This is a genomic window from Pseudomonas sp. FG35 (assembly GCF_057809295.1).
In genome coordinates this window covers 71,396-96,882 of the sequence record NZ_JBMDJR010000014.1, presented here as the reverse complement: position 1 = coordinate 96,882, position 25,487 = coordinate 71,396, and the positions used below count along the sequence as shown (strand labels likewise).

Genomic DNA, 25,487 nt, shown 5'->3' with positions numbered 1-25,487 from the left:
GTGACTGGGGCCTGACACCCACTGCTGGGGAGAAGTTCACCCCAATTTACTGAATGAGTTGAAACGCCAGACGAACGGTGGTGCCCTTGCCTTCCCGGCTGTCGAGGCTTACGCCTCCGCCGAAGCGCTCCATGATCCGTTTGACCAGCACCAGCCCCACGCCGAGGCCGCCCTGTTTGGTGGTGAAGAACGGCCGGAACGCCATGCTGCGCTGCTCTTCGCTCATGCCTTTGCCGGTGTCGCTGAGCATGACGCTCACGCCACGGCTGTCGCTCGGTTCGAGGGTGATGGTCAGTGTGCCGCCCTTGTCCATCGCTTCCAGCGCGTTGGCCAGCAGGCTGTTGAGGATTTGTGTGAGCTGCACCGGATGGCTCAGCACCATCGGCGTCTGCTGAGGTTGAAACACCACGTGCACGCCAGCCTTGGCAATCTGCTGCTCGAAAGCCATCAGGCTGTCGTGCAGCGCCGCCACCAGGTTCACCGGTTCCGGGTCGTCATTGAGCGGTCGCAGCGATTGCAGCAGTTCGCGCACCCACTTCGACATGCGATCCACCTGGCCGATGATGTCCTTGATGTTCTTCTGTGCCGGCCCGGCGTCGAATTCCAGGGCCAGCTCGGCGCTCGAGCGAATGGTCGCCAGCGGGTTGCGCAGACTGTGGGCCACCGCCGAAGACATCTCGCCCAGCGCAACAAAGGTTTCGTTGGCGATCAGTTGTTTTTGCTGGGCCGCCAGCAGAATCGCCGCCCGGCGCACGATCCAGTACAACCCCAGATAAATCAGCCCGCCGCCCAGCGCGGTGGCCAGCCAGATCAGCGCCAGACCGCGCTCCATGCGGGCGATCAGGTCCTTGGGCTCCTTATAGATCTCGACCATCGCCGTGACGTTCTTGCCCTCGGCGTCGAACAGTGGAATGTAGTTTTCAATGAAGATGTATTCCGGCGGCACCACGAACTTCTGTTCTTCACGGCCCTTGTCTACGTTGTGGTAACTCGCCGACACCGGGATCCTTTGCTCGAACGCCCGGTCAAGATCTTCGTCGGCATGAATGCGGGTGTTGACCAGCGCCGGGTTGGTCGACCAGATCACGGTACGATCCGGCGCATAAACGTTGGCGAGAATCACATCCGGCAAATGCTCGATGTGATCAAGAAACTCACCTCTGGCGCTGGCCCGGGCCTGCGGGTCGACATCGGGAAAATCGTTGTCCTGACGAGGGTCGAGCAACTCGCCCATGGTGCGGATATTGGGAATCGAGACGTGGCGCACTTCCGCCGACGCGATGGCCTGAATGAACTGCGCGGTCAGCAAGGCATCGCGCTGCACGCTTTCTTCGATCACGAACCGTGTCGACACCGCCCCGAGCGCCACCGCCACGGTGCCGATCACCGCCATGCTGATCAATGAAAACCAGCGCAACAGGTTGAACGGCTGCTTGCGCGAGTTCAGCCGCTGGCTGCCCTCCTCGACCGGTAGCGATTGTGACTGCATGTTCATGGCGGCGACTTCCCGATACGTCCCTATAGGGTTATAGCCCACGGTTGGGTGTTTGCCCGGATGCGGGGGGTGAACGGCCCCACACTCAGCCGATTTCCCGGTCAGGCGAAAACCGCCAGGCGTTCATGCCCCCACAATCCCCAATGCTGGGGACAGTCGCCCTATCCGGACGTTCGCCCTCTTCCCGCGTGTCCAGCTTCCAGCCCTTGCGCCACGGGCCTTTGCGGTCGGTTGGCCGGTCGTTGGTATGGAAGTTGTAAAGCCCTCTGCAACTGACCCATCCCCAAGGGGCAGGTACTTTGATAGAGGGATTAACTCATGCACCCTTTACTGTCCAAAACCGCGACCGTCCTGGTCGTGAGCGCCTTGGCCCAGGGCATTGCCCAGGCCGCTCTGTTCGCCGTCGACCCGGGTCCCTACACACCGGCCAATGGCGGTTTCGCCAGCTGGTATCAGGACACCCACGGTCGCACCCTGGATCTGTGCCTGTCCAAAGCACTCAGCTCACGCGTGCCGAGCACCCCGGGCGCCCCGTCTTACATGTGCTCGCTGCTGCCGACCCCCGGCGTGTTCGATGACACGCAACCGCTCGTATTCCCCACCAACTTCCCCGATGAAGCCTTCTGGTTCACTGGCGATACCTCCATCGTCGATGCGGCACGCGGCATCAATCTGACTTACGTCAGCGCCGTCGAAGCTGCCTTTGCCGCCGGTGATCCGGTGGAGGGCGACCAGATCAGCTTCGCGCGGATCCGCATCCGGGTCGATGTGCCCACCGCCGGCACCTACGTCATCACCCACCCCTACGGCGTCGATGTGTTCACCGTCGACACCCCCGGCCGGCGCGCGATCAACATGACCCGCGACATCGGCATCGGCACCCCGCAAACCTACGACGGCGCGCTCAAGGGTGACATCGGCCCGTTCCTGCGCAGCGTCAACGGGCCGTACACCGAGACCAACCCGTTGACCGGTGCGGCCGAGCAGTTCGTGGGCGATCCGAACCTCAATGAGGCCGTAACCGGCAGCCCGTTCAACACCAACTTCGTACGCATCGAAGGCCCCGGTGGCATCGACCTGCGCAGCACGACTTTCGCCGTGTCCGGCAAGTTGTCGACAGTGGTGCGGCCAACGCCTTTGATCACTGAGCGCAGCACCTACTCGCGCAAGCCCGGTGAAAGCGCACCAGTGGCCCAACAAGACGTGTTCGTCAAAGCCCCGCCGGCACCGGGCACCGCGGCCATCACCAGCAGCACGCCCGTGGTGAACATGAAAGAAGCCGACAGCACCGGCAGCTGGTATGCGCAATCGGCGGTCAACCCGACTTTGCCGGCCGTGTTGCAAGTGACCGCCGACAACCACCTGGCGATCGCCACCAGCTCGCCGACCACCCTGCCCATGACCCTGACCGACCTGGTGGTGATCCAGCGCGCCGAGTACAGCCTCAGTTCCGGGCAATTGACCGTGGTGGCCACGACCAGTGACGAAACCTCGCCACCGGTGCTCACCGCCACCTCCGACACCGGCGCCGCTATCGGTGCGCTGGGTGGCGACGGTGCGGAGAAAACCCTGGCCACCGGGATCACGCCGATACCACCGGCCAAGGTTCGGGTGACGTCGTCCAACGGCGGCAGCGATACCGAAGAAGTGGTCATCGTGCAATGAACGCTCACATGCCCAGATCCGCATCAGGAGGCATCATGAACAAGTGGCCACGCTTCGCGCTCAACGCGCTCGGGCTGACAATCTCGCTGACCGGCAGTGCGTTCGCGCAACTGGCCGCCGTCGATCCCGGCCCCTACACCTTCGCCACCGGGAAATTCCCGATGTGGTATCAGGACAACAATCAACTGTCGATGGAGCTCTGCCAGTCGCGCGCCGCCAGTTCGCGGGTGCCGGTCAGCACCCCGCCGGCGTACATGTGCACCCTGCTGCCGGAACCGGGCGTGTTCGATGACACCCTGCCGATGGTGTTCCCGGACAACTGGCCGCCGGAAGCTTTCTGGTTCCTGGCGGAAACCGCGATCCCCAACAACGGCGCCGGTTTCGGCGTGGATGCCTACGTGGCGGGGATCGAAGCGGCGTTCGCCTCGGGGAATCCGGTGGATGGCGATCAGCAAAGCTTCGCGCGGATCCGCATCCGGGTGAACGTCCCGGTGGCCGGCACCTACACCATCACCCACCCGTACGGCGTTGAAACCGTCAACGTCACCACCCCTGGCCGGCGGGCGATCAACATCACCAAAGACATCGGCATCGGTGCGCCGGGCAACTTCAGTGGCGCGCTCAACGGTGCCATCGGACCGTTCCTGCGCAGCATCAACGGCCCGTACACCGAAGTGAACCCGGACACCGGCGGCATCGAAACTTTCGTCGGCGACCCGAACCTCACCGAAGCGGTGACCGGCAGCCCGTTCAACACCAACTTCCTGCGGATCGACGGTCCGTCGGGTGTTGGCTCGATTCAGACCAACCTGTTCACCGTCGCCGGCAAGGTCCTCGACAATCGTCAGCAAACCCACGTCGCCGTCGACCGCGCCACCTATCGCCGTACCTCGGCCGGTGTGCGCGCCGAAGTGTTTGCCAAGGCCGACAGCAGCTCGACCCTGTGCTTCCGCGAAACGGTAGCGCTGCTGCCCGGCCCGCCGCCGACGCCTTGCGAGACCAGTCTGCTGGGTGACAACAACGGGCTGTTCTTCGGCCAGCGCCTGGGCACCGGCACCTTGCCGTCGGTGGTGGTCGTGACCGCCACCAACCCGGCCGGCACGACCCGTCCGACTGCCGTCTCGGCCAAACTCACCGACGTGGTGAAAATCCAGACCGCCCGCTACAGTTGGGCCAGCCACAGCCTGCTGATCGAAGCCACCTCGACCGATGAAGTTGCGGTGCCGGACATGGTTGCGCAGGGCTACGGACGCCTGTCGAAAACCGGCACGCTGCAAAAAATCACCGTGGCCGACCTGACCCAGCCACCCGCCACCGTCACGGTGAAATCCGCCGCCGGCGGCAGCGACACCGAGCCAGTCGTAGTGGTCGGTGCAGCACCGGACACCGGTGAGAACCAGGCGCCACTGTCCGTCGCCGACACCGGCAGCACCAGCTTCGGCGTGCCGATCACCCTCAGCCTGTTGACCAACGACAGTGACCCCGACGGCAATGTGCCGCTGAGCATCACTGCCCTGACTCAACCGGCAGCCGGCCAAGGCACCGTGGCCCTGAACGGCACCACGTCGGTGGTCTACACCCCGCCAGCCGTGGTCAATACTCCGCTGACCACCACCTTCACCTACAAGGCCCAGGACAACAAAGGCCTGGCCTCGGTGAACCCGGCCACGGTAACGATCAGCGTCGCGCCGAACCGGCCACCGACCGCCGTTGCCGACAGTGTCGCCACCCTCGGTGTCGCGATCCCGATCAACGTCCTGGCCAACGACACCGATCCGGAGGGCAATGTGCCGCTGGGCGTCGCCAGCCTGACCCAACCGCCGGCAGGACGCGGCACGGTAAGCACGGACGGCACGGTGATCACCTACACCCCACCGGCCACCGTGACCACGGCCTTCACCACGACCTTCACCTACATCGCCCGGGACAGCTTCGGCGCCCAGTCGACGCCGGCGACCGTCACGGTGCAAGTGTCGCCACGGCCAGCGGCGGAAACCTTCACGATCACCACTTCGACCGTGCAGGCCCGTTCCGGCGGCCGCTTCAACTGGGACTTCGCCGGTACCTCGTCGGTGACCACCGGCAACACCATCACCGTGCAGGTCACCACCCCGACCGGGCTGGTAACGCTGGGCACCACCACGGTACCGGTGACCGGACGCTGGCGGCTGACGCTGAACAACACGCTGGTCGTGCCATCAGCCAACCCGACCGCCACGATCCGCTCGTCCCAGGGCACCGTGCGAACGGTGTCGGTGACCACGCTCTGAGCCAGTGCCCCGCCTGCTTTCGGGCAGGCGGGGCAACGCTCAACGGTTAACGCCCGAGAGGATATTTGCCATGAACACGCCGACCGCCGCCCTGCTTTGCCTGCTCGCCCTGTGCGTCAGTGCGGGCGTGCGCGCCGACGACCTGATGGAAAACGACGACCTGGCGCCCAACAGCGCCGATCTCGGCGAACTGCCGCCCCCCGTGGGCCAGCAAGCCCTGATCGACCAGAACGGCCAGGTCAACCTCGCCCTGCTCTCGCAGAACGGTCAGTCGCTGCTGGGCAAGATCGTGCAGTCGGGCAGCAATCAGGAGGCGTACATCCTGCAACAAGGCAGCGACCTGATGGCCTTGATCACGCAAAACGGCTCCGGCAACGCCGCGTCCATCACGCAAACCGGCAGCCACAACCGTGCGCAGATTTCGCAAAACGGCAACAACAACGACGCCAGCATCGAGCAGGCCGGCACGGGGCTGCAAAGCGCCGTGAGCCAGTCGGGCAACGGCATGAGCGTTTCGGTCAAGCAATATCGCTAAGCACTGCAATCATCGGAGAGTTCATCATGTTCAAACTGACGCCCCTCACCGCCGCCATCCTGGTCATGATCAGTGCCCAGGCCATGGCCGACGACAGCCTTTCCACCCAGAGCCAGTTCGGTACGGCCAACATCGCTGATGTGAAGCAGACCCAGGCCCCGTTCAGCACCGCGACCCAGACCCAACTGGGCCAGGGCAACAACGCCGCCGCCGTGCAGGACACCGCCACCAGCGTCATCACCCAGGACGCGGTCGGCGATTACAACGCCGGTTACGCCGAGCAGCTTTTCGAAGACAACAGCACCATCACCCAACAACAGACCGGTGCCTTCAACACCGCCCACGCCAGCCAGTCCCTCGGCTTCGGCGCCGGCAACCAGGCCCTGCAACAACAGCAAGGCACCGGCAACTTCTCGTTCGTCTACCAGGACTCGCAGAACGGCAGCGAAGGCAAGACCTTCCAGTTCGGCGACAGCAACGAAGCCAACATCGAGCAACTGTACGAAGGCACCGGCAACAGCTCGGTGATCACCCAGTACGGCACCGCCAACTACGGCACCGCCGAACAAGTGCTGCACAACGGCGGCCAGATCGGCATCAACCAGGCCGGCGAAGGCAACTACGCCTACGGCGACCAGCGCAACGGCACCGGCGGCACCATCACCATCAACCAGTTCGGCAACCTCAACGGCACCGAAATCTGGCAAGACTCGCAACTGGCCAGCCAGGCCACCGTCAACCAGTACGGCGACAGCAACGAAACCGTGGTCGACCAGAGCTTCGGCGAAAACAACACCGCCGCCGTCACCCAGGTCGGCAACACCAACGCCATCTATGCCGACCAGTTCGAATCGGTCAACTCGACCCTGGCCCTGTATCAAGTCGGCAACGGCAACGTGCACTTCACCTACCAGAACGGCGACAGCCACACCCTCAACGCCACCTCGGTGGGCAACGACAACAAGGTCTACGCCAGCAACTGGAAAGGCCCGCAACATGGCGGCCAGTTCGGCAGCAACCAGCGCGCCACGGTCAATCAGACCGGCAACGGCAACATCGCCAGCTTCACCCAGGACGGCATCGGCCAGATCATGACCACCAATCAGACCGGCACTGGCAACAAAACCACGGTCAGCCAGGCGGATTCCTACAACGAGCTGTACTTCGATCAGAACGGCAGCGACAACATCCTCATCGCCGACCAACGCGGCACCACCAACCTGGTGCAGGGCTCATCGAACGGCTCGGGCAACAGCGCCGAATTCGATCAATCCGGCACCGGCAACCAGGCTTACACCGCGCAGCTGTATGGCAGCGACAACATGATCACCGTCAAACAGGCTGACACCATGAACGTGGCGTATGTAACCCAGGGCGGCACCGGGAACATTGCCAATGTGGATCAGAGCGGGATGACGCAGACCGCGAATATTCAGCAGTTCGGGTCGGCTAACCAGGCGACGGTTTTGCAGCAGTAAGTGTTGGGTGTTGGAAAACCGCGATCTTGAGGTCGCGGTTTTTTTTGCGCTGACGCTTGAGTGGCGTCCTACGGAAAACGGAACGTTTTCAGAAATTCGGGGAGTTTTCTGACGAATTCTGGCGGTTGGCCGTCGGAAGTGCAGGCTCTAGGATTTGCCGGGACAACTTGATCCCCATGGAGCTTGGCCCACATGCAATTCATCCAGACAGCGACGACAGCGATTCCGTTACCGAATAGACTTCCAGGCACCAAACCCGGAGGTTCCATGATCGACCCGTCTTTGATCGACCCACTGTGCCCGGTTGTTTCGGATCTTGGTCCTGAGGAGCAGGCTGCGAGTTATGACCGTTGGTTTCGGGCCGAAGTACAGGCTTCTCTCGATGATCCGCGTCCGAATATTTCGCATGACCAGGTGATGGCTGAGATACATGCCTTGCTCAAGGCAAAAGACAATGGTTTCGAGGTCGATTGAGTGGAGGCCCGAAGCACGGGCCAAGCTGATGCTAATTATCGACTTCATAACAGAAAGACATCCGAGAGCAGCCAGAGAGCTCGTCAGGGCGATTGGAAAAGCTGCATCCAACCTTCTGGAACATCCTCGCCTCTATCGAACCGGTCGGATCCCGAGCACTCGAGAAGCTGTTGTACATTCGAGTTATCTGATCATCTATCGGGTAACTGATCGAATAGAAATCGTGAACGTACTGCACACGCGTCAGGAGTACCCGCGACGTCGTTTTTTCTAGTACGTTGCTCGCTCCGTTCCAAACAAAAACCGCGCTCCTGTCAGGGATCGCGGTTTTTTCGTATTGCCGCTGCGAGAGCCTCACCCCGCCTCATGCTTTCTTCGTTTGTCCTCCATCAGGGCCGACATATCAGCCATCACCTGCTCATTCGGAATGCTGGGTCGTGGGTCATCGATTGAAGCCTGTATTTTGGCAATCAACCAGCGGTCGTAGCTGGCGGCCTGCTCTTCGCTTTCGAAGTCTGAAATGATTGGGGAGATCAGGGGATCCATGGTGACTCCAGTTCGAATGTGAAAAACGCGACCCATTACTGGGCCGCGTTTTTTTATTGGGGATGTGCTGGATCAGCCCTTCAGTTCGACGTGATCCAAGGCCTGATTCACGGCCAGTTCACCCAGCATGAGGATCTGTGCAATGCCCAGGGCGGTCTTGCGGTGGGCCGGGTCGAGGGTGGCGGCGAAGTTGTTTAGCATTTCGCTGGCAGAGCCCAGGGATTCGCTGGCGTTGGCGAGCAGGGATTCGGTGTTGTAGGCCGGGTTGGCGAGGTACATCCGCGCGGGTTCGTTGACGCTGCCCATGATGTGGGCGCCGGGGCAGAGGTAATGATCGAGCGCGCGTTCGGCGGCTTCGTGGAGTTTTCTGGAGGTGGTGGAGGTGTATGGGGAGGTTGGGTCGGTTTCGGGGTTGGCTTGGGTTTCGGGTGGGTTGGGTGTTGGTTTCTTCATGATTTTTTACCCTGTATGACGGTTATAGCTGGCCCTATTCGGTTTCCAAGCGAATAGGTGGCAGCTGTACGCAGGCTGGAAACCCGGGACAGAGCAACCCGGCAGACACGAGGTCTCCTACGCACAGCCGCCATAACAAAGTGCACACCATGAGGGTGCGCAGGATACGTTATGAATGGCGCTTGTGCGCTCTGTTGTTACGCGGGTTTCCATGCCCGATCGCTGAATTGGCAGCGACCGAAACAGGCTAGAGCCCGCGCTTCCGACGTACAACCTGAAAACCTTGTGGGAAGGTTCGGTGTATTCAGACACGTTTTTAAACAGACTTCAGGACGCTGGCCCTCACCCCAGCCCTCTCCCGGGGGGAGAGGGAGCCGACCGAGTTGTTCATTCGAGTTACATCGACCTGAACCATCGAGTTGAACTCAAGCTTTCAAAACAAAAAATCAAAACCAAACCCATCTACACATTCTTGCGCCCCCACCAAACCAAACAACGAACCCCACCTACACAATCTGCGCCCACACCAAACCAAACAATGAGCGTTAGCTCGAGTACCGCTCTTGACGTGCCGGCCCCATCGGAAGGCTGAGTGGAGGGATTCATCCGGGGGTGGGAGCGAAGCGACAGTTTGGCGAAGCCAAACACATCGAGAGGAGGTGCAGCGAAGCAAACCGGAGGCGATGCCCCCGGATGAATCCCGGAGCGAAGGAACCCCGAGCCCCAGCGAGGGGCCGAACGCCGGGGCCCAGACCTTTGCTTCCTTTGGGGCGTTTGCCAAAGGGAGTCGCCGTAAGGGCGAAACCATAAGAAGCCGTTACCGCAGCAACGGATATGTACCCAAAACAACCAAAGAACCTGGTCGGCCCAAAGGCCGCCAAGTTCACTCAGCCTCCGGATCAATCTTGTTCTGAGTCAGGTACCGATTCAAAACATCATCCTGCCCAGGGGTAGAAGCATCCCCCGCCACCTGCCACAACCGCCGCTCAATCCCCTGCGCCACCATATGCCCCACCGCCGCCTCAATTGCCGAAAGCACACACAACTGCGCCGGCTCATTGGTCGTATACCCGACCTCAGCCTCAAGCAACTTCTTGAACTCGATAAACTTGAAAATCCCCGCACTGCGCGCCACCGAATAAATCGTCTTGCTGGTCATCACATTCGCCAACACCTGCCCGCTACGCACATCCACCGCACGCAAATTCACCGTCACCTGATCCACCCGGTACTCACGGGACAGATCAATCCCCAGATACCGCGCCCCTTCCCCACCGCTGCGCACGTTGGTGTCGTAAGCGATGATCCCGCCCTCTAGCATCATGTTCGCCGCCTGCAACGGTGGCAGCTCACCCTGGATGTTCACCGGCGTATTCGGTTTCTTCTGCGAAGCGCGAATGATCTTGCGTTCAGTCAGCAGGTTCTGCAGCCCTTCACGTTCCAGCACCACAAACCAGCCGCTGGCCTGCATGGCGTCCATCAACATCGACGCCGCGCCCTGGGTGACGCTGGTGGAAAACGAACTGGCCGGGGTCGGTTTGTACTGCCCGGTCTGGTCACGGAAGCCGTACACCACCGCCATCAGCCGGCCCTTGGGTCGCGGCATTTTCAGCAAGTCGTAGTAGGTCGAGGCCCTGGGGGTCAGGGTCGGGGTATCGGTGTCCTGCTCGGCCGGCATCGGCTCGCGCAGACTGCACCCTTGTAATGCTGCCAACATCAGCCCTAGCGCAATTATTTTTTTCATGTCCATCTCTCCCCGGAACCGTCATCCCGTCATGGGTTGAGGCCGTTCACCTGAATTTCGGAAACTTCGCCGCTCGCTCGGTCGGTCACCTCGATCGTGAGGGCCCCCGAGTCATCAACGACGTTGACGATAAAAGCGTCGGTGGACAGGCTCCCCGTGTTGCCGGTGGAGATGTTGTCCAGCAGTTGCCCCAGCAACCGTGACTGCAATTGGCTGGTGAAACGTTCGAGCGCCGAAGTACCGGCCACCGTCGAGCGTTTCTTGAGATCCGGATCGTCGTGGTCGTTTTGTGCCTGGGCGTTGTTGAGCAACCAGGTGCCGTTGAGCGGGTTGCCGCCGAACGACGGGTTGACCGGCGTGTAGACCAGTTCGGTGGCCTGGACGGCAGCGGCGCTGGCAAGCCCGATCAACAACCCCGAGATCCAGAATCCGCTGCGCCGTGAGAACGTTGTCGTGTTCATAGTTCGTCCTTCTCAAGGTCGGTGGTGTCCTGCAACAAGGCTTCCAGCTTGCGCCGGACGACCTCCAGTCGAACCGAGTCGGCGGCCTCGTAGGCCTCGTCCTTCAGTTCCACGGTGTTCGGCGGCAGGAAGCGCCGATACACCAGGCGTTGTTGATACTCGACGGTCACAAGGCTCCCCCAGCGCGCGTCGGGGCGCTCGCGCACCACCAGGTTGAAATCCATGCGGCTGGTGTCGCGCAGGCGCTCGCTGAACGAGTAGTAAAAGTCGTGGCCGATGTGCGAGATCGTGTCGTCGACGATGAAGCCCATCATTTCGTCTTCTTCGCTGGCACTGGCGAAAGACGCCACGGCCGCGAGGATCAACGCGCACCACACATGGCGGCTCATGGCTGCAACGCCTGTGGCAATGCCGACTGGCCCTTCGCCGGGCCGTTGGTGCCATCGAGAAAGGCTTTTTCAGCCACGAACTGCCAGTCCGAATAACGCTGCATGCCTTCGAAATCCGACCACTGCGACGGGAAGTCCGCCTGCTTCAACGGCACCTCGGTGGAGGCACTGTTGATGCCGGTGATGCGTCCGTCGAAACCCCGTTGCAGTGCCCATTCGCCGCCGCCGATCGGGTCCGGATACAGCTGACGCAAATGGTGGCGGGCTTCCGGAAAACGTTCGTCCTGCAACAGGTCGACCAGCTCTTTCGGGTACTGCGCCAGGCCCGGCGAACTACGGTAGTAGCTGCGCAGCGCCTGGGCGTACTGGGTGCCGACCCACAGCAATTGCTTCTCGCGATCGCGGCGCGACGCGGTCGACCACAACTCGCCGGCACTGGCCAGGCCCATGCCCATGATCACGATCAGGAACAGCACGCCCAGGTAGGTGAACCCACCCTGCTCCGCGTGCTTACCACTCGGAATACTGGCTGCCATCACGCGCCCTCCCGGTAGCTCCGCTCTTGATGTCGGCGACGCCGCCCGCCACACCGTCCGGTGGTGCGATCAGCACCCATTGGTCATTGCGTTCGGTGATCGGGTCCAGCGGCGCGTTGCGCAGGTAACGCATCTCCACCAGTTGCTCGATGGAGTCGGGATAGCGCCCGGTGTCGCCGTAGTAGTGATCGAGCGCCTCGCGCATGGCCGACAGGCTCTGGTGCAACGTGGTCTCTTTCGAGGCCTCGAGGCTGTTGAAGTAGCGTGGCAAGGCGATGGTCATCAGGGTCGCGATGATCGCCATCACCACCATCAGCTCGAGCAAGGTAAACCCCTTTTCCCGGCGCATGAGAGTCACCACTCGCGGTACGCGATGCCGTTGAGGCCACGGCCCCTGGCGAGGGAGTAGACGTCGAACACGTCCTCGCCATCGCGCGGGTTCTGGGCCGAACTGTTGTAGGCCCGCAGGCCCCAACCGCCGTTGTCGTCACGTTTGGCCGGCACCAGCGGATCCCGCGGTATCCGGCGCAGAAAGTAGAACTTCGCCCCCTTGGCACTGCGCACGTCGCGCACGCCTTCGACCAGCACTTTCAGGTTCGGCGGATAGCCGCTGCTGTTCAGGGATTTCTCGATGTAGCCGGCATCGAAGGCACGCTTGTAGGCGTCGATGCCATCGCGAATCTGATACAGCGCGGTGCGCAGTTCCTGCTCCTTGCCACGCCGTACCAGGGTCTCGGTCAGCGGCGCGGCCATGCCGGCCAGCAGGCCGATCAGGGCCAGCGTCACCACGACTTCGATCAAGGTAAAACCGCGTTGGGAGGCGTTCATGATCAAGGCTTCTCGACGGTTACACGGGTGGTGGCCACGGCCGCTTCACCGACTGCACGAGGCTGCGCGGCAGGCGTCGGCATCGAGTAACTCTGCGAACGGTCCGGCGCCTGGATGTGCATGCTGGTTTCGGTGCCGGTGGGGAATTCCATGTCCGACGGGCTCTGGTACGGCAGGTTGCGCACGATCCGTGGGGTGATCGAGAGCACCAGTTCCGATTTGCCGATGGTGTCCTTGTTGCTGCCGAACAACCGACCCAGACCCGGAATGTCGCCGAGGCCCGGAATCTTGTTGCCGGTGGCGCCGTGGTCGTTGCGCATCAGGCCGGCGAGGATCTGGGTTTCGCCGTCATGCAGACGCAGCGAAGTCTGGGCGTTGCGGGTGTCGACCTGCACCGGAATCGTCCCCTGGCGGGTCGGTTCCAGCGGCGTGGCGTTACTCACTTCCAGAGCGATCTTGATCGCCACTTCGTTGTTCAGGTGCACGGTCGGCTGCACTTCGAGCTTCAGACCGACGTCGAGGTAGGTCACGCTTTCAGTGATCACCGGGCCTTGAGTGGATGGCACTGAGGTGGCGCTGATGATCGGTACGCGCTGACCGATATGGATGCGCGCCTGTTCGCGGTTGCTGACGCGGATCACCGGGCTGGCCAGGGTGTTGATGTCGTTGTCCTGGGCGTTGATCTTGGCTTGCGGCGAAGGCGCGATTGAGATGCGGCTGGAGTTGATGCCTTTGAGCTGATCAAGAATGCTCACCGCCGAACCGTCACTGTTGACCACGCCGAAGGTGTTTGGCCATTGCAGACCCAGATCGAGAATGCGCTGAGTGGCCACTTCCATCACTTCCACTTCCAGCACCACTTCGGGGTTGGACTGGTCTTGCGATTGCAGGAGTTTCTCGGCCATGCGCACGGCGTCTTCGGTGTCGCGCATGGTCAGGGTGTTCAGGCGTTCGTCGACGAACACGTCACGGGTCTTGAGCATGGTCTTGATCATGTTCAGCGCGGTGTTGGCGTCGATGCTGGTCAGATAGAAGGTGCGCATCACCAGCTCTTGGTAATCCTTGAGCTTCTGCGGCGAGTCCGGAAAGATCAGCAAGGTGTTTTCGTTCACCACTTTCTGGTGCAGCTGGTTCTGTTGCAGCAGCAGTTGCACGGCGTCTTCGATGCGCACGTCACGCACGAAGATCGTGGCTTTCATGTCCGGACGCAGGTCCTTGTCGAAGATGAAATTCAGGCCGGCAACCTGCGACAGCACTTCGAAAATGGTCTTGAGGTTGGCGTCGCGAAATTCCAGGGTCACCGGGCGATCAAGCCGGGTGCGCAGTTGCGGGTACTGGATCACGTTGCGGCTCTGCACCAGACGGATGTTGCCTTGCAGCTCCAGCGCGCCGTCGTTTTTCGGGTCGAGTTCAAGGATCTGTTTGACCTGACGGTCGGCGCCGTAGATGTCGCCCCGGCGCAGGTCGCCACGGGCCAGCTCAAGTTTCTCATCCATGCTGCGCAGGTAGTCGAGCTGGCGCAGGGCATCCTGGGCGCGGCGGTTGTTCGGCTCGATGGTCAGCACCCGGCTGTAGGCGGTGCGGGCCGAGGCGAAGTCGCGGCGGGCGCGGTCGGTGTCGCCGGAGGTCAGCAGCGCGGTGATCGCCTTGGCCCGGCCGCTGTTGAGCAGCAGGTGCAGCTCGGTGTCGCGCGGATTTTCCCGCAAGCCTTCCTCGATCCGGGCCAGGCCCGCCTCGTACTGCCCCTGATCGATCAGGTCGGCGGCTTCCTTGTTGGCGACCTGCGCGGAACTGCACGCGGCCAGCCCGGCACACAGGCCGAGGCTCATCAGCAAACGGGATCTGTTCATTGCGTACTCCCCACAGACAAGGTCTGCGACAAATGCAAAGGCAGGTAGACCAGGCTCAGTTCCACATCGGAAATCGCCGCAATCTTCCAGGTGTCGTCGATCACATCCCCGCTGCGCACGACGTAGATTTTCTCGCCGTCCTGCAAGAACACCTGCAGGTCGCTGCGGTCATGCAGCCTGCCGACGAACTGAAACGGCACCGGTGGCAGGCTCGGGGCTTGCACCACCGGGGTCGGGTTGATCGCTTGTTCGGTGACCGTCGCCAGAGTCGGCGCGGCCTTCCAGGATTTGCTCGCAAACAGGTCGCCGGCCGGGCTCAGGTCCTTGATCGGCGCCGCATTCGCCTTGGCGCTGCTGGCGGGCAAGGCGCCACGGGCGCTGGCTTTCGCCGGGCTGGCCACGGCGACTTCGGTCGAATCCGCCTCGTCGCTCGGCGAGAAATATTCCGGCAACCAGGCCAGCGCCGCCGCCACGCCGAAGAACGCCACCCAGCCGGTTATGCGTTTGGTGTCCATCACGACCTCGACAGGTAGAGGGTCATACGGATCCGGCCGCTGAGGTCGGTGTCGGCAATCTTCTTGCGTTGAAACTCGACGTCTTCCACCACCACCGCCGGCAACTGGCCGAGCAAGGCGTGCAGGAAACGGCGCAGCTGCGGATAGCTGCCGCGCACCGGCAACAGGATCTGGTAGCGCGCCAGATGGGTCTTGGGATCGACGCCGAGGGCGTATTCACCGCGCGCCAGGGTGATGTGCTCCTGCGCGGCCAACGCGTAGATGCGGTCGATGGCGACGGTGGCTTGCGGCTGGGCCGGCAGCTTGTTACGGAAATCATCCAGCTGACGTTGCGGCACCACGGGCGGGGCGATGCTGCCGTCTTCGACCTTGGCCAGGTACTCGGTGGCTTCCTGGGTCTGCTGGCTGAGCTGTTGCAGCGATTGCCAGCCCGGCAGCAAACCGCCGAGTGCCCAGGCCAGCGTGACCAGCAGCAGCGCGAGACCGGCCAGGCCCGGTACGCCGAGGCCTTGCAGGTATTCGTGAACGATCAGTCTAGGGATTCGCATCGCCTATCTCCCAGGTCGCCGACAGGTTGAATTGCACCGGTTGCTCCGGCGATTTGACGACGATTTCGTGGCTCAGCAGCGACACGTCGGACAGCTCGTCACTGGCCTCCAGCCGTTTGTGGAAATCCAGCATCGCTTGCAGATCGCGGGCTTCGGCGCTGATCCGCACCTGGCCCTTGCGCGCATCCGGGGTCAGGGTCAGCAAGGCGATGTCGTCGCGCGGCATGGCTTCGAGCATGGCGAACAGGCGTTCCCAGGGGCGGCGCAGTTGCTGCGAGACCTTGCGCATTTCAGCAAGGTTCTGCGCCTGCTCGCGGGTTTCCGCCGGGCTCAGCGTTGTCTTGCTGCCGCTGTCGCCGGTGAGCTGGCGCTGGGTGTGCTGCAAGTGACCTTGCTGTTGTTCGGCCTGATCGCCGAGGTGCTGCTGCACGCCGAAGCACACCAGCGCGAGCAATACACCGCCGCCGAGCAGGCTCCAGCCCAACGGGCCGGAACGCGGACGAGGCTGGAAGTCGAGGTTCAAGGCGCGCATGTCAGGCCACCGCCCGGGACATGACGTACAAGGCGTCACGCACGGTCATCGAGTCGTCTTCGAGGGTGCGCAGGTGCACCCCCGCCACATCCGGTTGCGCATCGAGGCGCGCCGGGGCGTGCAGATAAACGTTGAAGGCGCGTTCGCTGGTGGAGGCTTGCAGTTGCCGTTCACGACCGATCAGCGCGCTGAGTGCCGCGTCGCTGTCGCTGCCGCCCACCGAACGCACCGACGACCAGCGCCCTTCCCTTGCCAGCAGCAACACGCTGCGTTGCGGTTCGGCGACGATGAACAGGAAGTCGCCGGCGTCGAGGCTTTTGTCGAAGCGGTTGAACGCGGTCATCAGGTACGGCTGCACCGAACGCAGGCGCAGGCCGCGACCGCTGACCAGCGTGCGCAGGCGTTCCAGCAAGTCCTGCGGCAAGGCACTGGCGATCCGGTCATGCCCGGCCGGCTCGGCCGACAACACCAGACTCCACGGTTGGGTCGGGGCGCCGAACAGGTCTTCGAAGCACAGTTGGGCGAAGCCGCGCAGTTCGTCAGGGCTGCTGATCTGCTCGCTCCACGGCACCAGACAGAAGCGGCTGAAGTGGCCGGAGATCACCACGCTCAGCTCGGCACCGGCACGGGTGTGTTCGCCGAGCAGACGGTCGAGGGTGTCCAGCGCCACCGCGTAGCTCTGAAAGCCTTCGTCGATGTAGCCGACGCTGCCCAGCCACAGGGTGTCGCTGCCCCGGCGCTGACCGAGGCCGACACCGCTGGCGCCGAGCACGGCGATAAATTGATCACGCGATAAAAGTGACACGATTGATCTCCTCCAGCGTGGTCCGACCGTGCTCCACCAGCTCCAGCGCCGATTCGCGCAACAGGCGCAAACCACGGGCGCAGGCCAGGGCTTTGATCTGGGTGATGGGTTGGCGCTCGACGATCATCTGCCGCAGTTCGTCGTCCAGGTGCAGCAGTTCGGCAATCGCCGTGCGTCCGCGATAGCCGCTGCCCCGGCAGTGGCCGCAGCCCTTGCCGTGGACGAAGTGGTAGTGATCGACTTTCTGTGGGTCGAGGCCCGAGGCGCGCAGCTCTTCATCGCTCGGGTTGACCGGCGTGCTGCAACTGCTGCACACCAGCCGGATCAGGCGCTGGGCGAGAATCGCGTTGAGCGCCGAGACCAGGCTGTAGGGGTCGATTTCCATTTGGGTAAAACGACCGATCACGTCGAACACGTTGTTGGCGTGGATGGTGGTGAACACCAGGTGACCGGTGAGCGCCGATTGCACGGCGATCTGTGCGGTGTCCGGGTCGCGGATCTCGCCGACCATGATCTTGTCCGGGTCGTGACGCAGGATCGAGCGCAGGCCACGGGCGAAGGTCAGGCCTTTTTTCTCGTTGACCGGGATTTGCAGCACGCCGGGCAGCTGATATTCCACCGGGTCTTCGATGGTGATGATCTTGTCCACGCCGTGGTTGATCTCGGTGATCATCGCGTACAGCGTGGTGGTCTTGCCGCTGCCGGTGGGGCCGGTCACCAGCACCATGCCGTAGGGTTCGGCGGCCAGGCGACGCAGTTGGCGCAGGGTTTCGTCTTCAAAGCCCAGCGCTTGCAGTTGCACGCCGCAGACCTTGTCGGCCAGGTCCTGTTTGTCCAGCACCCGCAGCACCGCGTCTTCACCGAAGATGCTCGGCATGATCGACACCCGGAAGTCGATCTGCCGACCGCTGATGCCGATCTTGAAGCGACCGTCCTGGGGCACGCGTTTTTCGCCGATGTCCAGTTCGGCCATGACCTTGACCCGCGAGATCACCTGCTCGGCGAACTCGCTGCCCTGGATCTTGCCGATGTTGTTCAGCACGCCGTCGATCCGGTACTTGATCACCAGCCCCTGGCCGGTGGTGCCGAGGTGGATGTCGCTGGCGTGCATTTTCAGCGCGTCGTAGAGGGTCGAGTTGACCAGTTTCACCACCACGCTCGAGTCTTCGCTGATGCTGGTCAGCGACAGGCTTTGCAGGGTGTCGGTCTCGCTGCCGGCGTCAGCCTGAGCATTGAGCGATTCGACCGCGTGGAAGCTTTCTTCGTGGCGGGCCAGATAGGCCTTGAGGTCATCGGCGTGCACCAGATACAGCGGCGCGCCGTGCAGGCATTCGTCGATCCAGGCCAGGCGCGCGGTGTCGAAGGGGTCGGCGAACACGCCGATGACTTCGTCGTTGTGGCGCAGCAGGATGAATTCACGTTTGAGGCATTGCGCGAGGGTGACCCGGTCGAACACCGGGCTCGCCAGAAACAGCGTGTCGGTGTCGAGCACCGGGTAATGCAGGGTGGCGCCGAGGCTGGCAATGAACGGCATCGGCGCCAGTTCACAGAGCACGGCCAGTGCATCGAGCACCCGTTCCCCGGACGTGCTGGCCCGTGCCCGGGCCTGGGCCAGTTGCTCACTGGAAAAGCGTGGCGGGGTCTGTGCCTCCTGTGGAGGGTTGACCGACAGCGGTTCGACGACAACGGACAGACGATCCATGGCTTGCTCTCCAACACCCGGGGCTTGAGGCCCTGACGGCGCGGGAGGCGAATTCGGCGAGTGCCGGAACGTCTATCGCGCCATTACTCCCCGGTGAGCATTTGATCGTCGTCCGGTGCCATGACCTCCGACCGGTTTCGTCGGCGGTCCGCCAGCACCCAACTGCCATCGTACAACTGCAACGGGAAGCTCTCGGTCCTGCTCTGGCGTCGTTCGACAAAGCCTTCGGATGGGCTCGCACCGGGTTTCGCTTCGCGCTGGATCCCCAGAAGGTCGCAGACAGCTCGGGCCAGTTCCGCCAAAGGAAACGGTTTGAACAGGATGTGACTGACCCCCAGTTGCCGCGCCCGCTCACAGACTTCAGCGGTCGGGTGACCCGTTATCAGCACGAAATGACACGTCCTGTTCTGGCGGACCGCGTCGAGCACCTCGAACCCTTCCATATCGGGCAAGCGGTAATCGAACACCAGCACGTCGGGGGCGAAAGTCTCGGCCAGGCCGATTCCCTCTGCGCCGTCATGTGCAATCCGGACTTCCAGCCCTTGCGCCGACAGATAATCCTGAAGGTTCTGTGCAAGCAGCTGTTCGTCTTCGACAACCAGTACTTTGTTAACCAAGGTGGACTCCCTGAAACCTCAAGTGCCGGCAATTGAAATTCAATGACCCGAACCTGCTGGAGTGCGCCTCACAAGAGGTAACGCACACTTCATGCCAGGCTGAATGCCGGTAATTTTTTGTCTTCATGTCCTTGAATTGAATGGAAATGCCCGCTCGTCCCGGTACCCCGTTCCCCAGAAACGGGGAAGCACCTGAATGGGCATCGAAGCCATTCCCCACTATTGGGGGGGAACCTTCAGTCGTCGTCAATTCGTTCGATCCTGTTCTCTGCCCGTAATTGCGCGAGCACCTGACGACGAGCCTGGGTCTGTTGCTGTCGGGCGAGGTACGCCCTGACTGTTTCCAGCCCTTGCTCCTCTGGGACATCGGCCGCCTCCTTGTGGTTCTCGACAAAAATCAAATGCCAGCCGAACGGTGTGCGCACCGCCTCGCTGACTTCACCAGGCTTGAGGGCAAACGCTGCCGTTTCGAAGGCCGGCACCATCTGCCCACGGGCGAAATACCCCAGGTCCCCGCCCTGGCTGGCGGTGACATCTTCCGATCCCGATTGCGCGACGCTAGCAAAGGTTTGCCCCCCTGCGATAGCCGCACGCATCTGCATCAAGCGTAGTCGCGCCGCTTCAACCGTGGCGGCATCGGCATCGCCGGCAACCTTGATCAGAATGTGCCGGGCCTGGACCTGCTCCGGTGCGGCCATTTCAGCGCGGTGTTGTGCAAAAAACGCCCGCACCGTCTGCTCGTCCGGGGCCTGGACTTGGGTCAGTTCGGCAAACATCCGCTGCGCCGCCAGTTCGCGGTGGGTGTACTCGGTGAACGAGGCCTCATCGAAACCGGCGTCCTGCAAACGCTGGAGGAATTTCTCGGTGCCTCCAATGGCGGTGCGAGTCCGTTCGACCTGTTCGCGCACGGCTTGCTCATCGATCTTCACCCCACGCTTGCGCGATTCCTGCCAGAGCAATTCCTTGTCGATCAGCGTGTCCAGCGCGGCCTGACGCAGTTGTTTATAGGCCTTGGGGTTGCGGATGCTCGCCACGGCGCGGCCCTGATCTTCCAGGTACTCGGCGAAAAAACGTTCCAGGCGAAACTCGGAAATCGCCTCGCCGTTGACCCGGGCGGCCACCGGCTCATTGTTTGCCATTCCCACCGACAACCAGCCTGTCAGCAGCCAACACAGGGTTTTGAGCTTCATGATCAGGGCCTCCGGTCAGGGCGTGGCAATAATCGGTTTGTAGGGAGCGACCAGATAAAAACGCTGGTCGGGCAAGTCAACGGTGACCACGTGCGCCCCGCTCAGGCCCAATCGTCGGCCGGGGCCGAAGCTCAGGCGCGGGGTCAGGCCGGTGTCGAAGTCATGCAGGCCTTCGAGCGCCGCCACCAGTTTTTCGCGGCTGGCGTCGCGGCCGGCCTGCTTCATGCCTTCGCTGAACAACAGCATCGAGGCGTAGGCGCCGACTTGCAGCACCGCGTGCTGGGCGCCGAGGCCTTGATGCTCGCGCAACAGCGTCAGGGCCATGCGCCCGGCCTGGGTCCAGTCGCTGGGCACGAACGGATACGCCAGAAACACCCGCCGGGAAAAACCCTCCGGCACTTGCAGCAGATCCCCCGCCACTTGGCTCGACGCAGCAAACAGGTACGGCACCTGCCCGGCATTCTGCAATCCGGCCGCCAGCCGACTGAAACCTCCGCCGCTACCGAGGTAGAACACTGAGCGCGAGCCCAGCGGCAAGCTGTCCGCCGCCGGGTCGTAGGCCTGCAGATGGACTTTTTCCCAGCCGTGTTCCTGCAGATAGCGGCCGAGGGTCTGCGCCGCCAGCACCTGCGCCGGGTCATCGGGATAGGCAATCAGCGTCGGCCCTTGCAGCACTCGCAAACTGGCGGTGGCGTAGTCGGCCAATGCGATCAGTTGCTCACGCAGGCCCGGCAGCGGTTCGAAAATCTGTGGGCTGGCCTGCACCGGGCCGAGCAACGACAGGGCCCCGATCAGCGGCACGCCGGACTGCTCCAGACGCGGCGCCAGTTCGCTGTCCAGCGCCGGGGCCAGCGGCGCGATCAGGGCAAAGACTTGCTCTTCCTCGATCAGCCGTTGCAGGGCCTGTTCGGCGCTGGCGCGATCCGGGCCGGGATCGGCCACGGTCAGGCGCAACTGCCGACCGTGAATGCCACCGGCCTGATTGATCCGCGCCACACTGCCGTTGAGCACCGCCGCGATGGTGGCGCCCTCCTCGGCCAGCGGCCCCTGGCTGGGCAGCAAGGTGCCCAAGTGCAAGGTCTGGTCATCGAGCCCCGGATCGCGGTCATCGGCCAGGCGTTTGAGGTAAGCCGTGAGATTGCGCTGATCCTTCATCGACAGCAGGAAGCGCGGCATGCTCGGGTCAAGGCGATTGTTACCGGGGTCGCGGCCCTGCTGAATCACCCGCGCCAGACTGCTGTCGGTGTAGGCCGGGTAGTTGCGCCCGTTGACCTGTTGCTGACCGTGGATGCTGGTCAGCCGCGACCAGTTCAGTTCCGGCGGACGCACCCCGCCCTCGGGCCGGCCGAGACCGTCGGCGCCGTGGCAGTTGGCGCACGGCAGGCTGGTGGCCGGCAGCAACACATCCGCCGCCCCGACCCGCGCCATGATCGGCTCGCCGCTGGCGGACAGGCCTTCGCGGTACAGACGCTTGCCGGCGCTTTCCTCATCGGTCAGCGGCAACGCGGCCGCGCCGAGGCTGACGCCAGCGAGCAGGATCAGGGCGAGGACGCGGCCGAGGTTCATGGCGCGGACTCAGCGGCCGGCCACGGGCATTGTCAGCAGCTGCAAGCGCTGGGCAATGGCGGCGGCCGGGGCGTCGGGACGGATTTTGCTCCAGCGTTTGTTGGCCACATCGCCGACGATCAACTGGGTCGAGTGCTGCTCGGGCGTCGGCACGATCTGACCGATGCGGCCCAGCACCAGGTCCATCTGCGCCTTGTCGCCGGTAAGGAAAAGCCAGTGAGGGTCATCGGCACCCTGCTTCAAGGTGTAAGCCTTGAGCACCGCCGGCGTGTCGCGCAGCGGATCACTGGTAAGGGAAATGAAGGTGATGCCGTCGGCCTTGTCGCCCAGCAGCTCACGGACTTCCTTGAGCTTGCGAGTGATCAGCGGGCAGGCGTCATTGCAACTGGTGAAAATCACATTGAGCAGCACCACGCGGTTGTGCAGCGCATCGCTGTAGAAACGCTGGACGTCGCCGTGCTGGTCGAGCAACGGGGTGTCGGTGAACCAGGTTTTCGCGTCGTGGGTGCCTTTGGCCGGTGCGGGCGCAGCGCTGGCCGGTGCCGGTGTGGGCTGTTCGTGGCCTTCGTGAGCCAGGGCCATGGCGCTGAAAATCCAGAAACACACCGTCAGGGTGAGCCAGTCCAGGGTTCTCATGGCTGTTGCTCCATGGCAATCGCGGTGTGTTTGGCGTGGGTGCGCAGGCCGCTGAGTTTCTCGACTTCCTTGGCCAGCAATGCCGGGTCGGTGAAGCCGTAATAGCGCGTCCAGTGGCGACTGTTGCCGTCACCGACGAGGATCAGCGGCTGGTGATTCTTGAAGTCGCCGCTGAAACTGCCCAGACCCTTGAGCGTGGCGCTGATCGATTGCGGCGAACCGGTCAGCCAGCTCCAGCCGGGGCCTTTCTGGAAGGTGCGGGCGTAATCCTGCAAGCGTTTCGGGTCGTCGCGCTGCGGGTCAATGCTGATCGACACCAGTTGCACTTCGGTGCCGACCCGGGCACCGAGCTGTTTCTGCACCTTGCCCATGATCGACGAGACCACCGGGCAGACCGTGGTGCAACTGGTGTAGATGAAACTCATGACCACGATTTTGTTGTGCACCAGATCCTGCTCCAGGTGCACGGTCTTGCCGTTCTGGTCAAGCAGCGGCACGTCGGCGAATTTGACCTGGGCGTGTTCCTGGCTGTTGGCGGCCGGTGCGGTGTGGCCGGCATGCTCGTCCGCCGAGTGGGCGCTGGCCTGCTGGATACCGACGGCCAACAGGCACAGGGTCAGCAGGCCACGGGATGCAAATCGGTTCATGGTCGTTTCCTCGTCACTGAGTCTGGCCGGGCAGCACCCGGACACTGGCAAAGGTCTTGTCGTCGAAACCGGCGCCCAGCGAGGCCGCGCGCACGTGCAGGTACCAGGCGCCGCTGCGGTCGAGGGTCACCGGTGCTTCGTACACGCCGTCGGCGACTTCCAGTGCCGCCACTTCACGGGGCCGGGAAGTCGGCGCGAGGAAGTAGCGCAACTGCACGTCGGTCACGCCGCTGCGTTGGGTCTTCTGTTTGCCTTGGACGATGCGGAACCGCACCACGTAGGGGTCGTTGAGGGCCACGGCGGTCTTGTCCAGCAGGAACTCGACTTTTGCCGCCCCCAGGTGTTTTTCCGGCGCGCCGTCGGACGCTACCTGGGCGGTGAAGCAATGAATGATGTTCGGCTGGTTGAGCAGGAACGCCACGTCGAAGCGCCCCGCCGCTGGCAGCTTGACCCGGGCGCTGTAGAGCCCCGGCGACACTTCGCGCAGGCTGCGGTCGATCACCAGCGCGGCGCGGGCGATTTGCCCCCGGTTGGGGTAACCGGACATCGGCGCGTTCATGCCTTCGGCGTAGAAATAGGTGGTGTTGTCCACCGGGTTGACCACGAACACCGCGTTGTCATCGCGCGATACCGCAAGGCTTGACGCCAGCGGCAAATCCCCGGCCAGCCGTGGCGGCTGCGGCCCGGCTTCGAAACCCTGAGTAATCGGCTGACGCCCTTCGCCCAGCGAAGACAGGTTGATCATGGTGACTTTCGGCGAGGCCAGTCCGCGCACGTAGGCATAGGCCTGGGTGAACACCACTTGATAGGGTTCGGCTGAAACCTCCAGGTCATGGATCGCCGAATCGTTGGCCGCGTCGATGACTGTGGCGCGGTTTTCCACCGTGTTCAGCACCACGCCAAAACGGCCGTCGGCGCTGAAGTCCATCGGGCCGAGGCCCTGTTGCAGCTTGATCACCCGGCGTACGGCGCGGCTGTTGCTGTCGATCACGGTGACGGTGCCGTCCTTGCCATCGGCCACGTACACCGCGCCGGACAACGGCGAATACGCCACCGACAACGGGCTGGAGCCGGTCTTGATCTGTTGCAGCAGGCTCAGGCTGGCGACGTCGATGACGCTCAGGGTGCCGTCGTCGCGGTTGCTGACGAAGGCGAAACGGCTGTCCTTGCTGAAGGTGATTTCGTGGTGGCCGCGACCGGTCGCCAGGTGTTTCAGCGGCTTGAGACTCTGGGTATCGATCACCGTGACCCCGGATTCTTCAGCCTTGCTCGCGTTGTTGCCGACCCACAGCAGGCGCTCGTCCGGTTGCAGGGCGACCCGCACCGGTTGGCTGCCGGCGGCCACCGAGTCGATGACCTTGAATTGCTCGCTGTCGATCACCGCCACTTCCCCCGCCGTCGGCATCGACACGAAGACCTTTTTGTTGTCCTTGGGCGTGACCCAGTCCATCGGCGATTGCTTGAGTTCGATCCGCGCCAGGGTGCTGGTAATGCCGCCGACCGAGACGGACGGATCAACCACCGAAACACTGGCATCGCGGTTCATCACCAGCAGGAAATAGCTGTTGAGGTCGAGCAGCGGCCGCGCGCCGATGTTGGACTTGAGGAACGTGCCGACCCGCGACTTGCAGCTCTGGTCACGGCCCTGGGCCTGATCGGCGGCAAGGGCTTGCGGATCGATCCACGCCCCCGGCGCCACACCGGACAACGGCTGGCCGGAGGCGCCGTCGGTGACGCGAAACTGCACGTCGGCAAACTCGCCCTCACGCAGCTGGCCGTCGCTGGCCAGCGGCTTCAGATCGAAGGCGATCGATACGCCGTCGCGGGTCAGCACCTGCCCGGCGCCGGTTTGCGCCAGGGCAATCTCGCTCAGCGTGAGCAGCGCGCCGGCCATCGCCAGCAGGCAGACGCCGATGATGTTGATGATCCTGTTCATGTCGCTCTCCCCTACAAATCCTGTCCCTACCTGTGGGAGCGGGTTCACCGGTTCCCACAGGTCGCGCAT

Annotated in this window: 27 protein-coding genes; 6 read left to right on the top strand and 21 right to left on the bottom strand. The window is 63.0% G+C overall.

Annotated features, from left to right (window positions below; all coding sequences use genetic code 11):
* Positions 1–46 precede the first annotated feature (46 nt).
* Positions 47–1,495: a sensor histidine kinase gene (locus tag ACODTD_RS23955; RefSeq protein ID WP_489105290.1), complete on the bottom strand. Its 1,449-nt coding sequence runs from the start codon at positions 1,493–1,495 to the stop codon at positions 47–49.
* 318 nt (positions 1,496–1,813) lie between these two features.
* Between ACODTD_RS23955 and ACODTD_RS23950 the strand changes: the two genes are divergently transcribed.
* From ACODTD_RS23950 to ACODTD_RS23925, 6 genes are all read left to right on the top strand, one after another.
* The gene (locus tag ACODTD_RS23950; protein ID WP_011333444.1) at positions 1,814–3,160 is read left to right on the top strand and encodes a hypothetical protein; all 1,347 of its coding nucleotides are present in this window, start codon (positions 1,814–1,816) and stop codon (positions 3,158–3,160) included.
* A gap of 35 nt (positions 3,161–3,195) precedes the next feature.
* Positions 3,196–5,430, top strand: a complete 2,235-nt coding sequence (locus tag ACODTD_RS23945; protein ID WP_201817620.1) for an Ig-like domain-containing protein — start codon at positions 3,196–3,198, stop codon at positions 5,428–5,430.
* Between the two features lie 70 nt (positions 5,431–5,500).
* Positions 5,501–5,965, top strand: coding sequence for a curlin (locus ACODTD_RS23940; protein ID WP_011333442.1), 465 nt, complete (start codon positions 5,501–5,503; stop codon positions 5,963–5,965).
* A 26-nt stretch (positions 5,966–5,991) separates the two neighbouring features.
* Positions 5,992–7,443, top strand: a complete 1,452-nt coding sequence (locus ACODTD_RS23935) for a curlin (protein ID WP_011333441.1) — start codon at positions 5,992–5,994, stop codon at positions 7,441–7,443.
* A 267-nt stretch (positions 7,444–7,710) separates the two neighbouring features.
* Positions 7,711–7,917: a type II toxin-antitoxin system RelB family antitoxin gene (gene relB / locus ACODTD_RS23930; RefSeq protein ID WP_085712084.1), complete on the top strand. Its 207-nt coding sequence runs from the start codon at positions 7,711–7,713 to the stop codon at positions 7,915–7,917.
* Positions 7,874–8,191, top strand: coding sequence for a type II toxin-antitoxin system RelE/ParE family toxin (locus tag ACODTD_RS23925; protein WP_489105289.1), 318 nt, complete (start codon positions 7,874–7,876; stop codon positions 8,189–8,191). Before relB (ACODTD_RS23930) ends, ACODTD_RS23925 begins: the two co-directional genes overlap by 44 nt.
* Positions 8,192–8,271: 80 nt before the next feature.
* Here the strand turns inward: ACODTD_RS23925 and relB (ACODTD_RS23920) are convergent, their stop codons facing one another.
* From relB (ACODTD_RS23920) to ACODTD_RS23825, 20 genes are all read right to left on the bottom strand, one after another.
* Complete coding sequence (gene relB / locus ACODTD_RS23920) at positions 8,272–8,463, bottom strand: type II toxin-antitoxin system RelB family antitoxin (protein WP_085748461.1); 192 nt, start codon at positions 8,461–8,463, stop codon at positions 8,272–8,274.
* 72 nt (positions 8,464–8,535) lie between these two features.
* On the bottom strand, positions 8,536–8,916 hold the full coding sequence (locus ACODTD_RS23915) for a DUF6124 family protein (RefSeq protein ID WP_108560862.1): 381 nt from the start codon (positions 8,914–8,916) through the stop codon (positions 8,536–8,538).
* A gap of 883 nt (positions 8,917–9,799) precedes the next feature.
* The gene (locus ACODTD_RS23910; RefSeq protein ID WP_221615685.1) at positions 9,800–10,660 is read right to left on the bottom strand and encodes a CsgG/HfaB family protein; all 861 of its coding nucleotides are present in this window, start codon (positions 10,658–10,660) and stop codon (positions 9,800–9,802) included.
* Positions 10,661–10,689: 29 nt separating this feature from the next.
* A complete protein-coding gene (locus tag ACODTD_RS23905; RefSeq protein ID WP_007956141.1) occupies positions 10,690–11,121 on the bottom strand; it encodes a curli assembly protein CsgF in 432 nt (143 codons plus the stop codon).
* Entirely contained in the window at positions 11,118–11,510 is a 393-nt protein-coding gene (gene csgE / locus ACODTD_RS23900; RefSeq protein WP_039769043.1) for a curli production assembly/transport protein CsgE, read from the bottom strand. The genes ACODTD_RS23905 and csgE overlap by 4 nt, the downstream gene beginning before the upstream one ends.
* Complete coding sequence (locus ACODTD_RS23895; protein ID WP_201817625.1) at positions 11,507–12,046, bottom strand: type II secretion system protein; 540 nt, start codon at positions 12,044–12,046, stop codon at positions 11,507–11,509. The genes csgE and ACODTD_RS23895 overlap by 4 nt, the downstream gene beginning before the upstream one ends.
* A complete protein-coding gene (locus ACODTD_RS23890; RefSeq protein WP_011333435.1) occupies positions 12,021–12,395 on the bottom strand; it encodes a type II secretion system protein in 375 nt (124 codons plus the stop codon). The genes ACODTD_RS23895 and ACODTD_RS23890 overlap by 26 nt, the downstream gene beginning before the upstream one ends.
* 5 nt (positions 12,396–12,400) lie before the next feature.
* Positions 12,401–12,874, bottom strand: a complete 474-nt coding sequence (locus tag ACODTD_RS23885) for a type II secretion system protein (protein WP_064378909.1) — start codon at positions 12,872–12,874, stop codon at positions 12,401–12,403.
* Positions 12,875–12,876: 2 nt separating this feature from the next.
* Positions 12,877–14,724 (bottom strand): secretin N-terminal domain-containing protein, encoded by a 1,848-nt coding sequence (locus ACODTD_RS23880; RefSeq protein ID WP_221615683.1) that lies wholly within the window; start codon positions 14,722–14,724, stop codon positions 12,877–12,879.
* A complete protein-coding gene (locus tag ACODTD_RS23875; protein WP_007956134.1) occupies positions 14,721–15,239 on the bottom strand; it encodes a hypothetical protein in 519 nt (172 codons plus the stop codon). Before ACODTD_RS23875 ends, ACODTD_RS23880 begins: the two co-directional genes overlap by 4 nt.
* Entirely contained in the window at positions 15,239–15,787 is a 549-nt protein-coding gene (locus tag ACODTD_RS23870) for a GspMb/PilO family protein (protein ID WP_011333432.1), read from the bottom strand. The genes ACODTD_RS23875 and ACODTD_RS23870 overlap by 1 nt, the downstream gene beginning before the upstream one ends.
* Positions 15,774–16,319 (bottom strand): PilN domain-containing protein, encoded by a 546-nt coding sequence (locus ACODTD_RS23865; protein WP_007956129.1) that lies wholly within the window; start codon positions 16,317–16,319, stop codon positions 15,774–15,776. Before ACODTD_RS23865 ends, ACODTD_RS23870 begins: the two co-directional genes overlap by 14 nt.
* Before the next feature lies 1 nt (position 16,320).
* Entirely contained in the window at positions 16,321–17,124 is an 804-nt protein-coding gene (locus tag ACODTD_RS23860) for a hypothetical protein (RefSeq protein WP_285354548.1), read from the bottom strand.
* Entirely contained in the window at positions 17,105–18,826 is a 1,722-nt protein-coding gene (locus ACODTD_RS23855; RefSeq protein WP_236191730.1) for a GspE/PulE family protein, read from the bottom strand. Before ACODTD_RS23855 ends, ACODTD_RS23860 begins: the two co-directional genes overlap by 20 nt.
* A gap of 83 nt (positions 18,827–18,909) precedes the next feature.
* Positions 18,910–19,443, bottom strand: coding sequence for a response regulator (locus ACODTD_RS23850; RefSeq protein ID WP_039769033.1), 534 nt, complete (start codon positions 19,441–19,443; stop codon positions 18,910–18,912).
* 236 nt (positions 19,444–19,679) lie between these two features.
* Positions 19,680–20,633, bottom strand: a complete 954-nt coding sequence (locus tag ACODTD_RS23845; RefSeq protein WP_221615680.1) for a peptidylprolyl isomerase — start codon at positions 20,631–20,633, stop codon at positions 19,680–19,682.
* Between the two features lie 15 nt (positions 20,634–20,648).
* Entirely contained in the window at positions 20,649–22,199 is a 1,551-nt protein-coding gene (locus ACODTD_RS23840; protein WP_285354549.1) for an ABC transporter substrate-binding protein, read from the bottom strand.
* A 9-nt stretch (positions 22,200–22,208) separates the two neighbouring features.
* On the bottom strand, positions 22,209–22,835 hold the full coding sequence (locus ACODTD_RS23835) for an SCO family protein (protein WP_221615679.1): 627 nt from the start codon (positions 22,833–22,835) through the stop codon (positions 22,209–22,211).
* The gene (locus ACODTD_RS23830; RefSeq protein WP_085613423.1) at positions 22,832–23,482 is read right to left on the bottom strand and encodes an SCO family protein; all 651 of its coding nucleotides are present in this window, start codon (positions 23,480–23,482) and stop codon (positions 22,832–22,834) included. Before ACODTD_RS23830 ends, ACODTD_RS23835 begins: the two co-directional genes overlap by 4 nt.
* A 13-nt stretch (positions 23,483–23,495) precedes the next feature.
* Complete coding sequence (locus tag ACODTD_RS23825; RefSeq protein WP_285354550.1) at positions 23,496–25,418, bottom strand: YncE family protein; 1,923 nt, start codon at positions 25,416–25,418, stop codon at positions 23,496–23,498.
* Between the last annotated feature and the right edge of the window lie 69 nt (positions 25,419–25,487).